This is a genomic window from Sphingopyxis sp. LC81 (assembly GCF_000756375.1).
Taxonomy (GTDB): Bacteria; Pseudomonadota; Alphaproteobacteria; order Sphingomonadales; family Sphingomonadaceae; genus Sphingopyxis.
In genome coordinates, this window is the sequence record NZ_JNFD01000006.1 from 29,300 (window position 1) to 44,733 (window position 15,434).

The 15,434-nt window shown below is 64.6% G+C and carries 8 protein-coding genes; 7 read left to right on the top strand and 1 reads right to left on the bottom strand.

What is annotated here, in order from left to right:
- Window positions 1-8 precede the first annotated feature (8 nt).
- The 7 genes from FG91_RS03680 (at window position 9) to FG91_RS03710 (ending at window position 13,796) form a co-directional block, all read left to right on the top strand.
- Window positions 9-3,005 (top strand): TonB-dependent receptor, encoded by a 2,997-nt coding sequence (locus FG91_RS03680; protein ID WP_052187274.1) that lies wholly within the window; start codon window positions 9-11, stop codon window positions 3,003-3,005.
- 112 nt (window positions 3,006-3,117) lie between these two features.
- Window positions 3,118-4,191, top strand: a complete 1,074-nt coding sequence (locus tag FG91_RS03685; protein WP_162835108.1) for a glycoside hydrolase family 43 protein — start codon at window positions 3,118-3,120, stop codon at window positions 4,189-4,191.
- A 17-nt stretch (window positions 4,192-4,208) separates the two neighbouring features.
- Window positions 4,209-6,530: a GH92 family glycosyl hydrolase gene (locus FG91_RS03690; protein WP_037512288.1), complete on the top strand. Its 2,322-nt coding sequence runs from the start codon at window positions 4,209-4,211 to the stop codon at window positions 6,528-6,530.
- A gap of 14 nt (window positions 6,531-6,544) precedes the next feature.
- Window positions 6,545-7,981 (top strand): glycoside hydrolase family 125 protein, encoded by a 1,437-nt coding sequence (locus tag FG91_RS03695; RefSeq protein WP_037512291.1) that lies wholly within the window; start codon window positions 6,545-6,547, stop codon window positions 7,979-7,981.
- A gap of 11 nt (window positions 7,982-7,992) precedes the next feature.
- Entirely contained in the window at window positions 7,993-10,329 is a 2,337-nt protein-coding gene (locus tag FG91_RS03700; RefSeq protein WP_037512157.1) for a GH92 family glycosyl hydrolase, read from the top strand.
- Between the two features lie 150 nt (window positions 10,330-10,479).
- On the top strand, window positions 10,480-11,400 hold the full coding sequence (locus FG91_RS03705) for an ROK family protein (protein WP_037512160.1): 921 nt from the start codon (window positions 10,480-10,482) through the stop codon (window positions 11,398-11,400).
- A gap of 74 nt (window positions 11,401-11,474) precedes the next feature.
- A complete protein-coding gene (locus FG91_RS03710; RefSeq protein WP_037512295.1) occupies window positions 11,475-13,796 on the top strand; it encodes a GH92 family glycosyl hydrolase in 2,322 nt (773 codons plus the stop codon).
- Here the strand turns inward: FG91_RS03710 and FG91_RS03715 are convergent.
- On the bottom strand, window positions 13,793-15,382 hold the full coding sequence (locus FG91_RS03715; protein ID WP_037512163.1) for a Na+/H+ antiporter: 1,590 nt from the start codon (window positions 15,380-15,382) through the stop codon (window positions 13,793-13,795). The two genes, FG91_RS03710 and FG91_RS03715, sit on opposite strands and share 4 nt — an antisense overlap.
- Window positions 15,383-15,434: the final 52 nt, after the last annotated feature.

The window sequence follows — 15,434 nt, forward strand, 5'->3', positions numbered from 1 at the left end:
TCGATGTGATGAAGGCAGGACAAATCCATTCCGCGAAGACGGCGCGGCGCGCGGCGCTGGTACGCGAACTGATGCTGGGCGCGGGCACGCTCGCGGCGCTGTGCAGCGCCGGGCAGGCTTATGCGCAGGCGGCGCCGGCGCCGCAGCCGCCCGCAGACGAAGCGGCAGAGGCGTCGGGCGACGCGATCGTCGTCACCGGCTATCGCAAGTCGATCGAGCAGAGCCTCGAGCAGAAGCGCGAAGCCAACTCGCTGATCGAAGTCATCACCGCCGAAGACATCGGCAAATTCCCCGACAAGAATGTCGCCGACGCGCTGCAGCGCGTGCCGGGCGTGATCATCACCCGCGACGGCGGTGAGGGCAGCCGCGTCAGCATCCGCGGTCTCCAGTCGGACCTGACGCTCACGCTGCTCAACGGCAATTTCATCGCCGGCGCCGACAGCGGCGATCCGTCGCGCTCGTTCAACTATGTCCTGCTGCCGTCGAACTTCATCGCCAGCACCGAAGTGTACAAGTCGGCCGAGGCGCGGCTCGAAGAGGGTGGCGTCGGCGGCACGGTGATCCTCAACACCCGCCGTCCGTTCGACCTGCCGGCCTGGTCGGGCTTCGTCTCGGCCGAGGGCACCTATTCGGACACGACCAAGAAATTCGATCCGCAGATTGCCGGCCAGATTTCATGGAAAGACCCCGAAGAGCGGCTCGGCTTCCTGATCGGTGCGACCTATCAGGAACGTTCGAACCGCGAGCTGCGCGGCTCGACCGAAACCTGGCGCTGGTGGAGCGACCGCGCCGCGAACGGCGACATCATCACCCCCGCGACCGACGTCAACGGCAATCCGTTCGAGAATGACGACGCGATTTCCTATTGGCCCGGCACCGGCGTGACGGGGCAGGACGGTAAGCATTATTCGGGCTATTGGGCGCCGCAGTCGGTCAACGCAGAAGTCTTTTCGCAGCAGCGCAAGCGCCTTGGCATCCAGGCGACCGCGCAGATGCGTCCGATCGAAAACCTGACCGTCACCGCCAACTATTTCCGCTTCGATTACAAGAGCAACTGGCAGAGCAATGTGCTGAAGATCCCCGAATGGGGTTATGGAAATTTCTTCACCGCGCCGACCTTTGACGAGAGCGGCACGATCTTCCAGTCGGCGAATTTCCAGGTGCCCGCCGCGGGAACCGGCTGCCTTACCCGGCCGACGCCCTGCACGATGGAAACGCCGCAGCTCGCAGGCTCGTATAGCCGCGAAAAGCAGGTTTCGAACACGTTCGAGACCGAGGTCGCCTGGAATCAGGACAATTTCGACGCGGTGCTGAAGTTCGGCAAGACGAAGGCTACCGGCGGTCCGTCGATGCGCTTCGGCGTCGCCGTGAAGCCGCGCCTGACGATCCCCGGGCAGGAGCAGAACGGCAACTTCCTGAGCGAGTGGGATTTCACCGGCGGCAATCTCAACATGGAGTTCTCGCCCGAGCTGCAGGAAAATATCAAGAACGGCATCGCGCAGATCGACGTCGGCTCGACGGGCTCGGGCTTCACCAACAGCGCGATTTCGCAGCGTTATGCGCAGCTCGATCTTGTCCGCCGCTTCGATAGCTTCCTCAGCGCGTTCCGTGTCGGCGGCAAGTGGCGCGAGATGAGCATCCACCGCGAAACCGGCCGCAATGAATGGTACGCCGATCCGGCGACCAAGCGGCGCTATCAGGACACGCCCGCGGGCGCGGTCGCGCGGCCCGAATATTTCTATGACAATCCGATCGGCAACATCGCCGGCGGGTTCAATGCAAGCTCGTTCCCGGGCATCAATTTCAGCAATTATCTCGACTATATCAACGACACCTATGGCCCCTCGGTGCGGGTGCCCGAGCCGAACAACACCTATGACCTCAAGGAAAAGGTGTTCGCCGGCTATGTGCAGGCCGATTTCGAGGCGGGTCCGCTGCGCGGCAACATCGGTGTCCGCGTCGCACACACCAAGCAGTCGGGCCTGACCTCGGATCGCCTGCAGTTCCTCAACGATTATTGTGTCGACGGTCCGGGCGGACCGTTCGATCCGAATGTGCCGCTCGCTCCCGACGGCAACTGCCAGGTGCGGCCGCTTGCCGAGCGCGAAGTGATCGTCAACACGCAGATCGACCAGTCGAAGAGCTACACCGACTGGCTGCCCAGCCTGAACGTCGTCTATGAAGTCACCCCCGACATTGTCGTTCGCGGCGCGGTCGCCAAGGTGATCTCGCGTCCGTCGTTCAACGACTTGGGGTCGCAGCGTTCGCTCACCTATCGTTCGGCGGCTTACGCCTTCGACCGCGGCCAGTTCGGCGAGTTCGAAGGCTGGTCGGGCAGCGGCGGCAACGCCGACCTCCAGCCCTTCTCGGCATGGCAGTACGACCTTGGCGTCGAATGGTATTTCAAGCGCGGTTCGGTGCTCGGCGCCGGTGTGTTCCGCAAGGAAGTCTCGGACTTCGTCGTGCCGCTCGTGCTCGACGTGACGCGTGAAGTGAACGGCGAACAGGTGCTGATCCAGCCCTATTCGACGGTCGCCAACGGCTCGAACGCGGTGTCGCAGGGCATCGAACTCTATGCCCAGCACACGCTCGACTTCGGCCTCGGCGCGCAGGTGAACTTCACCTATAACGACACCTCGGTCGCCGACATCACGCTCGATGGCGAAACCGTCGGCAAGTCGGCGCTGGTCGGCAGCGCGAAGACGCAGGTCAACGCGTCGGTCTTCTACGAAACCGACAAGTTCCTCGTCCGCGCCTCGTACAACCGCCGCGGCGAAGTCGTCGGCGGACTCCAGTCGGGGCTCAACGTCTACACCGACCCCTATGAACAGGTCGACATCAACGCCTCGTACGAGCTGATGGACGGGCTGATGCTCACCGCTTCGGTCATCAACCTGACCAAGTCGGAAGAGCGCCAGCACCTTGGTAACGACACCAAGGACCGCTTCGTCCGCAGCAACTATTTCGGCCGCCGCGCTTACGTTGGCGTTTCGTACAAGTTCTGATGGGGCCCATACCCCAGCTCTCCCCCTTGGGTGGCTCCGCAAGGAGCCACCCACCTCTTTCCGGGCGAGCGGGTATGACTATGGTAATGAGCGAAACGGGGAGCGACGCAGGGTGCGTGTCTGGTTGAAATCGCTGGTTTTGGGTACGGCGCTGCTGACCGGCGGCACGGCCGCGGCAGAGAATCCGATCGTTCCCGGCTGGTACGCCGACCCCGAAATCCGTGTCTTCGGCGACCGCTACTGGATCTATCCGACCTATTCGGACCATGGCGAGACGCCTGATCTCTCACAGCATTTCAACGAGCAGCAGAAGAAGCTGCGCGAACAGAAGACGGTCCGGCCGTCCTATTATTTCCAGACCTTCTTCAACGTCTTTTCGTCGCTCGACCTCGTCCACTGGACGAAGCATAGCCACGCCCTCGACGTCGAGAATGTCGCCTGGGCGGCCTATGCCGTGTGGGCGCCGTCGGCGATCGAGAAGGACGGCAAATATTATCTCTTCTTCGGCGCGAACGACATCCAGTCGAACGACCAGCGCGGCGGCATCGGTGTCGCGGTCAGCGACCGCCCCGAGGGGCCGTTCAAGGACGCGATCGGCAAGCCGCTGATCGACGCCTTCCACAATGGCGCGCAGCCGATCGACCAGTTCGTTTTCCGCGACGACGATGGGCAGCATTATCTCTATTATGGCGGCTGGAAGCATTGCAATGTCGTGCGCCTCGGCGACGACCTGACCTCGATTCTGCCCTTTGCCGACGGCACGACCTATAAGGAAATCACGCCCCCCGGCTATGTCGAGGGCTCGTTCATGGTGAAGCGCAAGGGCGTCTATTATCTGATGTGGTCGGAGGGCGGCTGGACCGGTCCCGATTATTCGGTCGCCTATGCGATGGGACCGTCGCCGACCGGGCCGTTCAAGCCGATGGGCAAGATACTCAGCCAGGATTTCAAGATCGCGCGCGGGGCGGGGCATCATTCGGTGGTCAATGTGCCCGGCACCGACGACTGGTACATCGCTTACCATCGCCGCCCGCTCGAAGAGACGAGCGGCGAGCGCCGCCAACTCGCGATCGACCGCATGATCTTCAACGCCGACGGCACGATCGCGCCGGTGATAATGACGAACAAGGGCGTCGCAGCACGCCCGCTGCCGCCACGAACGGCAAACAGGGGAGAGACGAAGTGAAGACGATCCGCAAGACGATGCTGGGCGCCGCCGCAAGCGCGCTTGTGCTGACTAGTGTCGGGACCCCTGCGGCGCTCGCGCAATCGGCCGCGAACCAGACTGCGCTCGTCGATTACGTCAACCCGCTGATGGGCACCGATTCAAGCTATCGCCTGTCGTACGGCAACACCTATCCCGCGGTCGCGGTGCCCTTTGGCATGAACAGCTGGACGCCGGTGACCGGCGAGCCCGGGAGCGGCTGGGGCTATACCTACGACGGCGAGAAGATCAGCGGCATCAAGCAGACGCACCAGCCGAGCCCGTGGATGAACGATTATGCCGCCTTCGCGCTGATGGCGGAAACCGGGCCGGTGAAGGTCAAGCAGCAGGAACGCGGCAGCTGGTTCAGCCATAAAGCCGAGGTTGCGCGCCCCCATTCGTACAAGGTCTATCTCGCCGACTATGACGTGACCGCCGAGGTCGCGCCGACGGAACGCGCCGCGCAGTTCCGCTTCACCTTCCCCGAAAGCGACGACGCGCACATCCTGCTCGACGGTCTCGCGGGCGGCTCGATGGTCAAGGTCGACGTCAAGAACCGCCGCATCACCGGCTATGTCCGCAACAACAACGGTGGCGTACCCGACAATTTCCACAATTATTTCGTCGCCGAATTCGACCGCGATTTCACGCTCGCGCGCACCTGGGCGGGCGACAACGCGCCGACGAACGAACTCGCGCGCGAGGGCGACCATGTCGGCGCGGTGCTCAGCTTCAAGACGAAGAAGGGCGACAAGGTCCATGTCCGCGTCGCCTCGTCGTTCATCAGCCCCGAACAGGCGTTGCTGAACCTGCGCAGCGAAATCGGCAGCGACAGCTTCGATACGACGCAGGCGAAGGCGAAGGCGGCGTGGGAAAAGGAACTCTCGCGCATCCGCGTCACCGATCCCGATCCCGAAAAAATCCGCACCTTCTATTCGTCGCTGTACCGGATGCTGCAATTCCCGCGCGTTTTCTATGAAAAGGACGCGAACGGAAAGATCGTCCACTACAGCCCGTACGACGGCAAGGTGCACGACGGTTACATGTTCACCGACAATGGTTTCTGGGACACGTGGCGCGCGGTCTTCCCCTTCTTCGCGCTGATGTATCCCGAACTCGACAGCCAGATCATGCAGGGGCTGGTCAACACCTATAAGGAGGGCGGCTGGCTGCCCGAATGGGCGAGCCCCGGCTATCGCAACGTGATGATCGGGTCGAACTCGGCGAACCTGATTGCCGACGCCTATTTCAACGGCGTGCGCGGCTTCGACGTCGAGACGCTGTACGAAGCGATGATCAAGAATGCGACGACGAGCGAGGGCCGCCCGAAGGACAAGGCGGGCAAGGTCATCGCCGCGGTCGGGCGCGAGGGCGCCGAATATTACAACCAGCTCGGCTATGTCCCCTATGACGTGGGCATCAACGAAAATGCCGCGCGCACGCTCGAATATGCGACCGCCGACTTCGCGATCGCTCAGCTCGCGAAGGCGCTCGGCAAGGACGCCGATGCGAAGAAATATCGGGAGCGCGCGCTGAACTACCAGAAGCTCTACGACAATCAGAGCGGCTGGATCCGCGGCCGCAACAAGGATGGTTCGTGGGCGACCCCGTTCAACCCGTATAAATGGGGCGATGCCTTCACCGAGGGGAACGCGCTCCATTACAGCTGGGCGGTGATGCAGGATGTTCAGGGGTTGATGAACCTGATGGGCGGGCGGCAGAAATTCGTCGAGCGGCTCGATGCGATTTTCACCACCCCGCCGATCTTCGACGAAAGCTATTATGGGCAGGTGATCCACGAGATCCGCGAGATGCAGATCGTCGACATGGGCCAATATGCCCACGGTAATCAGCCGATCCAGCACATGCCCTATCTCTACAATTGGGCGGGTGCGCCGTGGAAGACGCAGCATCATGTGCGTGACATCATGGCGAAGCTCTATTCGTCGGCACCCGACGGCTATCCGGGCGACGAGGATAATGGTCAGACCTCGGCCTGGTATGTCTTCTCGGCGCTCGGCTTCTATCCGGTTGCGTCGGCGACGGGCGAATATGCGATCGGCAGCCCGCTGTTCCAGGAAGCCGTGCTGACGATGCCGAACGGCAAGACGCTGACGATCAACGCCGCGAACAACAGCAATGCGAACGTCTATCTCCAGTCGGTCGCGCTCGGCGGGAAACCGCAAACGAAGACCTATTTCACGCACGGCGCTTTGTCGCAGGGCGGGACGGTCGACTTCGTGATGGGCGCCAAGCCGAACAAGCAATGGGGCACCGCCCCCGCTGATGCGCCCTTCTCGATCAGCGCGCCCGCCAAGTGATTTCGGAGATGAACATGACCCCCAACCGCCGCGAAATCATGGCCGGCGCCGGCGCGCTCGCGCTGGCGGCTGCGATGCCCGCCGCCGCGCGCGCCGCGGGTGCCTTCGCCAGCAAGCGCCCGGCACCGGCGCAGCGCGCCTTCACCAGCCCCGCGATCGAGGCCGAGATCGCGCGCGTGAAAGCGAAGATCGCCGACCCCGAACTCGCCTGGCTGTTCGAGAATTGCTACCCGAACACGCTCGACACGACGGTGCAGACGGGCACGCTCGACGGCCGCCCCGATACCTTCGTCATCACCGGCGATATCGAGGCGATGTGGCTGCGCGACAGCTCGGCGCAGGTGCAGCCCTATATCCATCTCGTCGCGAAGGACGCGAAGCTCAAGCGGCTGTTCCAGGGGCTGATCCAGCGGCAGGCGCGCTGCATCCTGATCGACCCCTATGCCAATGCGTTCGACAAGGATCCGACCGCGCCGTCGAAGCTCGAATGGTCGCAGACCGACAAGACCGAAATGAAGCCCGGCGTCGCCGAGCGAAAGTGGGAAATCGACTCGCTCTGCTACGCGATGCGCCTCAGCCACGAATATTGGACGCGCACAAAGGACAAGTCGCCCTTCGACGACACATGGTCGCGCGCGATGAAGCTCGCGGTCGCGACCTTCCGCGAGCAACAGCGCAAGAATGGGCCGGGGCCATACAGCTTCCAGCGCCCGGCGCTCCAGCCGACCGACAGCCTGATGCTCAGCGGTTACGGCGCACCGACGAAGAAGGTCGGGCTGATCCACTCGATGTTCCGCCCGTCGGACGACGCGTGCCTATATCCCTTCCTGATCCCGTCGAACCTGTTCGCGGTTTCGGTGCTCCGCAAGATCGCCATCGTTCACCGCGAAGCGCGCGGCGACAGTGCCGCGGCGGCCGACGCCGAGGCGCTCGCCGCCGAGGTCGAAGCGGCGCTGAAAGCGCATGCGCTGATCGACGACGGCAAGGGCGGTCAGGTCTGGGCCTATGAGATCGACGGTTTCGGCAACTGGGTGTTCATGGACGACGCCAATGTGCCGAGCTTGTCGGGGCTGCCGCTGATCGACGTTGTCGACAAGAAGGACCCGATCTTCCTCCGCACCGCGGCGCTCGCCTGGTCCGACCGCAACCCCTATTTCTTCAAGGGCACGGCTGCCGAGGGGATCGGGGGGCCGCACATCGGCCTCGACATGATCTGGCCGATGTCGATCATCACCCGCGCGATGAACGCCGATGATGATGCGACGATCCTCCAGTGCCTGCGCTGGCTGAAGACGACCCACGGCGGCACCGGCTTCATGCACGAAAGCTTCCACAAGGATGATCCGAAGAACTTCACGCGCAGCTGGTTCGCCTGGGCCAATGCGCTGTTCGGCCAGCTGATCGTCGAGGTCGCCGACAAGCGTCCCGCGCTGCTGTCACGGCCGCTGTAATGAGGGACGCAATGATTACCACGAGCCGCCGCCAGCTTCTCGCCACCACGGGCCTGCTCGCGCTCGGCGGCGCGATCCCCGCCGGCTGCTCGCGTATCGCGGGCGGGGGCGAGGCGCTCGCCATCGGCAAGCCGAACCTCTTTATCGGCACCGGGGGACACGGCCACACCTTCCCCGGCGCGTCGCTGCCGTTCGGGATGGCGCAATTGAGCCCCGATACGAACACGCATGGCTGGGATGCCTGCTCGGGCTATCATCAGAAGGATGGCTCGATCATGGGATTCAGTCACACGCATTTGTCGGGCACCGGCATCGGCGACATGCTCGACATTCTCGTGGTGCCGACGCGGCGCGAGCTGAAGCTCGAACCCGGCACGATCGAGAAGCCCGGCGAGGGTTATCGCCAGCGTTATTCGGACGAACATGCCGAGCCCGGCTATTACCGCGTGAAGCTCGAGACGGGCGTGCTCGCCGAGCTCACCGTCACCGAACGCTGCGGGCTGCACCGCTATCGCTTCGGCCAGGGGCCGGGGCACATCCTGATCGATTTCGCGCATGCGATCGAGGATGACTGGGACAAGGGTATCGTCGTCGAGGACGCGTCGCTCGACCTTGGCGACGACGGCATGCTGACCGGCGGGCGGCAGGTCAATCGCTGGGCCAAGGGCCGGCGCATCCATTTCGCGATGCAGATGTCGCGGAGGCCCGACCGGGTTCAATTCTTTGGCGACGACGGCAAGCCCGCCCCCGACGGCGCGAAGTCGATCAAGGGCAACAAGCTCAAGGTCGCCTTCTTCTTCGATGATGCCGGTGGCCAGCCGATCCTGATCAAGACCGGCCTCTCGGCGGTAGACGTAAAAGGCGCGCGCGACGCTCTGGCGCAGGAGGTGCCAGCTTGGAACTTCGACGGTGTGGTGAAGGCCGCGCGCGGCACGTGGGCGAAGGCGCTCGGCGGCATCCGCGTGTCGGGCGGCACCGAGGCGCAGCGCACGATCATGACGAGCGCGCTCTATCACGCGCAGCTCGCGCCGACGCTCTTCACCGACCGCGACGGCCGCTATGTCGGGCTCGACCGGCAGGTGCATGAAGCGGCGAAAGGCGAGGAGGCGTTCAGCACCTATTCGCTGTGGGACACCTATCGCGCGCTCCATCCGCTCTTGACGCTGATCGATCCCGACCGCGCCGCACTGCTGACCCGCGACATCTGCCGCCAGACCGCGCAGAGCCCCGCCGGCCCGCTCGTCTGGCCCCTGCAGGGGGTCGAGACCGCGTGCATGATCGGCTGGCACGGCGTCTCGGTGCTCGCCGAGGCGCAGGCCAAGGGGATCAAGGCCGACTATGCCGCCGCCTGGCCGAACATCCGCCGCCGCGCCTTCGACCGCGATTATAAGGATATCGACAGCACGCTTGGCCGCAGCTTCTACTACGATCTCGGCTACATCCCGTGCGACGAGGTGTGGGAATCGGTCAGCCGGACGCAGGAATATGCCTATGACGACTGGGCGATGGCGCACCTCGCCGATGCGGTCGGCGCCAAGGACGACGCCGCGGCGCTGCGCAAGCGCGCGCAGAACTATCGCGGCGTCATCGACCCCGAAACCCGCTTCGCGCGCCCGCGCTTCAAGGACGGCAGCTGGTGGAAGGATTATGATCCGGTCCAGATCGGCCACAATGTCAAAAAGTGGCGCGACTATACCGAGGCGAACGGCTGGCAGGCGACCTTCCTCAACCAGCACGACGTTTATGGGCTGATCGAGCATTTCGGCGGCGACGCGGCGTTCGAAAAGCAATTGGATGCGCTGTTCAACGCGCCATCGACCCTGCCCGACAATGCGCCGCCCGACATCTCGGGGCTCGTCGGCCAATATGCGCACGGCAACGAACCGAACCATCATGTCGCGTACATGTACGCCTATTGCGGCGCGCCCGCGAAGACGCAGGCGATGATCCGGCGCTTGCTCGTCGAAATGTACAAGAACGACCCCGACGGCGTGATCGGCAACGACGATTGCGGGCAGATGAGCGCGTGGTTCATCCTCTCGGCGCTCGGCTTCTACCCCGTCGATCCCGTGAGCGCGATCTACGTCTTTGGATCGCCGCTGTTCGATGTCGCCGAGGTGACGGTGGGCGCGGGCAAGACGCTCACCGTCCGCGCCGAGGGCAATGGCGCCGACCGGCCCTATGTCCAGTCGGTTACTTGGAACGGCAAACCGTGGAGTAAGAACTGGATCGCGCACGCCGACCTGATCGGCGGCGGCGAGCTTGTTTTCGAGATGGGCGCCAAGCCGTCAGAGTTCGGCACCGCGAAGGCCGATCGTCCGCCTTCCTTCGGCTCGGCTCCCGCATGAAGCAAATTGGTGACAAGTTTTTGGTAACGAAAAGAAAATGATAAGAACGGAATGCGTTGTGAAATCTCTCCAAATCCCGACACGTTCGGCCTTGCGCTGCGGCCCGGCGCCCTTCACAAACCTCAGCGATCGAGCGAAGGGGTGGCGCTGATGGATGGTCCCGTAACAGAGCGCGGCGAAGCGCGCCTGTTCGCCGGCGTCGAGCTCGGCGGCACCAAGTGCATCGTCACGCTTGCCGCGGGGCCGGGCGACATTCGCGACCAGCGGACGATCGCGACGACCGTGCCATGGGAAACGCTGCCCGCGATCAAGGCGGTGCTCGACGAGTGGGCCGGGTCGCACGGTTTCTGCGGTCTCGGCATCGCATCCTTCGGCCCGATCCGGGTCAATCCTGCCAAGGCCGATTATGGCCAGATCGGTGCGACGAACAAACCCAATTGGGAGGGCGCCGACCTGCTCGGGCCGCTGCAATCGGCGTTCGACGTTCCGATCGGGTTTGATACCGACGTCAACGGTGCAGCGCTCGCCGAAATTCGCTGGGGCAGCGGCCGCGGTCTCGACGATTTCGCTTATGTCACGGTCGGCACCGGCGTCGGGGTCGGGCTGATCGTCCATGGCAAGCCGACGCGCGGCTTCAGCCACAGCGAGATCGGCCATGTCCTGGTGCCGCGCCTGATGGGCGACGAGACGCCGAGCGTGTGCCGCTTCCACGACGATTGCGTCGAGGGGCTCGCCTCGGGCACCGCATTGAATGCGCGGCTGAACGGGCGGCCGATGGCCGATGTTGCGGCCGACGACCCGGTCTGGGAACCGATCGTGCACACGCTTGCATCGATGGTTCATTCGCTCGCCTGCACGACCGGCCCGATGCGGGTCGCGATGGGCGGCGGTGTGCTCGCCGGCCAGCCGCAATTGCTTCCCCGGATCAACGCGAAGCTCGAAACGAGCCTCTCGGGCTATATGCAGATTCCGGGAGACGGTGCTTATGTCACCGCACCCGAACTCGGAACGATGGCGGGACCGCTCGGTGCGATCGCGCTGGCGATGGACGCGGTGGGCACGCCCGCATGAGCAGCGACGGCGGCGTAGCGATATCTGTCCTTTCGTCGTTGGACAGCGCGCCCGCCGGGCGGCACAAGGGCGCGATGAAACGCCTGTCCGCCGCTGCCGCGCTGCTCGCGCTTATGCCGATCCAGTCCTTCGCCGAGCAGCCGGCACCCGATCCGCTGAGCTTCGTCGACCCGATGATTGGCACCGGTCCTGAAGGCCATACCTTCCCCGGCGCGACCGCGCCCTTCGGCATGGTCCAGCTGTCGCCCGACACCGACGCGACGTGCCAGATCCGCGACTGCTACGATCATGCCGCGGGCTACAGCTACAACGACCCGACGATTCAGGGGTTCAGCCACACGCATTTCTCGGGCGCCGGCCATTCGGACCTCGGCGACATTCTCGTCGTGCCGCAGGCGGGTGGGGTGAAACTCGATCCGGGCGATCCCAAACAGCCCGGTTCGGGCTATCGCCAGCGCTTCAGCCACGACACCGAAAAGGCGAGCCCCGGCTATTATGCCGTCACGCTCGCCGACAGCGGCATCCGCGCCGAACTGACCGCGGGAACGCGCGTCGGCGTCCACCGCTACAGCTTCCCGGTAGGCAAGCAGGCGCACCTGCTGCTCGACTTCCGCTCGTCGCTTTACGATTATCCGGGCAAGATCCTCTGGTCGGGGCTCCACCTCCGCCCCGACGGCACGCTCACCGGCTTCCGCGAGACGCGCGGCTGGGCGCCGGGGCGCAAGCTCTTCTTCGCGATGCGCTTCTCGGCGCCGCTCAAGTCCCACGCCTTCCTCGATCGCGACGAGAAGGTCGCGTACAAGGGTTTTCAGGCGCCCGGCCGCGGCAGCGATGCGCTCGCCGAAAAGCTCGGCAAGGCGCTCGAAGCGCGGCTCGATTTCGGTGAACTCGGCGGTCCGCTGGAAGTCCGCGTTGCGCTGTCGGGGGTCGACGAGGCGGGTGCGGTCGCCAATCTCGATGCCGAAAGCGCCGACTTCGATACCGTTCGTGCCCGCACCGAAGGCGAATGGCGCAAGGCGCTCGGCGCGCTCGAAATCGAAGCGCCCGCGCCGATGCGCACCAACCTTTACACCGCGCTCTATCACAGCCTGCTCGCGCCGAGCGTGTGGGGCGACGTCGACGGGCGCTATCGCGGCCCCGACGATCAGGTCCACGCCGCGAAGGATTTCACCTTCCGCTCGACCTTTTCGCTGTGGGACACATTCCGCGCGCAGCACCCGCTGCTGACGCTCGTCCAGCCCGGTGAAACGAACAGCGACATCGTCAAATCGCTCGTCGCGAGCCGCAAGGCGAGCCCGCACGGCATCCTGCCCGTCTGGCAGTTCCATGGTCGTGAGACGTGGACGATGATTGGCTATCACGCGGTCCCGGTGATCGCCGACGCCTATTTGAAGGGCGTGGGCGATTTCGACGCGAACGAGGCGCTCGACGCGATGGTCGCGAGCGCCGAATACGCGCCCTATGGCGGGCTCGGCGACTATATGAAGCTCGGTTATGTCGCGATCGATCGCGAGCCCGAGGCGGCGTCGAAGACGGTCGAATATGCCTATGACGACTGGGCGATCGCGCGCATGGCCGAGAAGATGGGCCGCAAGGACATCGCCGACCGCTTCTACAAGCGCGCCGGATACTGGCGGAACAGCTTCGACGCGAAGACCGGCTGGCTCCGCGCGCGCAAGGTCGACGGCAGCTTCCGCACCCCCTTCGACCCGACCGCGATAAACTATGGCTCGGACTATACCGAGGGCAATGCCTGGCAGTATAGCTGGTTCGTCCCGCAGGATCAGGCCGCGCTCTTCCGCATTCTCGGTGGCGATACGAAGACTATCGCGAAGCTCGACGCGATGTTCGATTACGACGTGTCAAAGCTCGACTATAGCCATGCCGAGGATATCGCCGGGCTGATCGGCCAATATATCCACGGCAACGAGCCGAGCCACCATGTCGCCTATCTCTACGCCTATGCCGGCGCGCCGTGGCGGACGCAGGAGCGGCTGAAACAGATCGTCGACAGCCAGTATAAGCCGACCCCCGATGGTCTCTCGGGCAATGACGACCTTGGCCAGATGTCGGCGTGGCTCGTCTTCACCGGGCTCGGCTTCTATCCCGTCGCGCCGGGGTCGAACCAATATGTGATCGGCAGGCCGTTCGTCGACCGCGCGGTGCTGAACCTGCCCGGCGGCAAGCGCTTCACCGTCGAGACGGCGGGGCTTTCCGATGCGAACCGTTACGTCGGCAAGGTCGAACTCAACGGCAAGGTGCTGACGCGCAGCTGGATTTCGGACGCCGAAATCCGCAGCGGCGGCACGCTGCGCTTCACGATGCAGGCAAAGCCCGACACCGCATGGGGCAAGGCGCCGGGGGCGCGGCCCTATTCGCAGTCGGCTGCGCGCTAGGCCTGTTCGCCGAACTGCAGGGTCATCGCCAGCTCCTCGACGTCTAGGTCGCGTTCGAGTTCGTGGAGGACCTCGTCCTCGATCAGTCCTGCGCGGTGGATGCGAAGCAGTTCGGCGCGGCCGGCGGCGATCGCCTGGAGCAGCACGTCGAAATGCGATCGTAACCCGTCCATCGCGGTGCTCGCATCGGCCTCGTAACGCTCCATGAAGTTCATCCGCTTGCGATGTTCCTCGAGCATCATCGGATGGATCAACGTCCCGTTCTCGTCATAGGCGAGCCGTTCGATGACCGCGAACCGCGCGCGCGCCATCGCGGCTTCGGCGGCGGGCAGAGCCATTTTGGCGGGCGGATCGGTATCGACGGGTGCGACCGCGCGGATGAGCATGCCGAGGCTCGATCCTTGTGCGACGACGGTCACGAAGATCACCGCGAAGGCGCAAATCAGCATCAGGTCGCGCCCGGGCATGTCGACGGGCAGGGTCAGCGGCACCGCCAGCGTCACGACGCCGCGCATCCCTGTCCAGCTCAGCACCGTCGCCTGCCGCCAGCCCAGCGGCCGGGCGCGTTCCAGTCCGACCTTGCGGGCGATTCCCAGAAGCGCCTCCGATCCGAAAATCCAGACGAAGCGCGCGATAGTCACCGTGATCACGACCGCGGCGATCACGATGGTCCACGACAGCGGCATCGCCTCGATCCCGCCGATCCGTTCGATCGCGCCGCGCAGCGAAAAGCCGATCAGGATGAAGACCAGCGCTTCGAGCACGAACACCATGATGAACCACCCCGAATTGGCGCGGAGGCGGACGTCGGCGGACAAGATCTCATGCTGATACCAGCCCATCGCGAGACCCGCGGTGACGGTCGCGATGACGCCTGACACATGCACGGCTTCGCCGGCGATATAGGCGGCCCAGCAGAGCAGGATCGTGACGAGCATGATCAGCATGCGGTCCTGAAGGCGCTTGGCGAGGAAGATCCAGCCCGCGGCGACCAGCGCGCCGACGATCACCCCGCCGATCGCGACAAATGCGAAGCTCTGGATCGCTTCGCCGGTGTGGAACACCCCGCTGAGCGTCGCGGCGACGGCGAAGCGGAAGAGGATCAGGCCAGTGGCGTCGTTGAGCAGGCTTTCGCCTTCGAGCAGGGCTTCGAGCCGGCGCGGCAAATGGACGCCCTTCAGCACCGCGCGTGCCGACACGGCGTCGGGCGGCGAGACGATCGCGCCGAGCGCGAAGCACGCCGCCCAGGGCAGGTCGGGAAGGATCATGTGGACGACCACGCCGACGACGAGCGTCGTGAACACCACCGCGCCGACGGCCAGCGACAGGATGCCGGGAAGGTGACGGCGAAACCGGCCGAGCGCGGTAAAATAGGCGCCGTCCATGAGCAGCGGCGGCAGGAACAGCACGAGCGCGAGTTCGGGGTCGAGCGAGATCGCCGGCAGCCCCGGAATGAAGGCGAGCGCGCCGCCACCGACGAGGAGCGCGGTCGCGGGCGGCCAGCGCAGTTTCAGCGCCAGCCAGTGCAGTCCGATGACGAGCGCGAGCAGCCCGAGGACGAGTTCGAAGGTTTCGACGGCGTGCATTGGCTCAGGTCCGATCCATGCCGAGGTCGAGCGATGGTGTCATCTTGCGGCC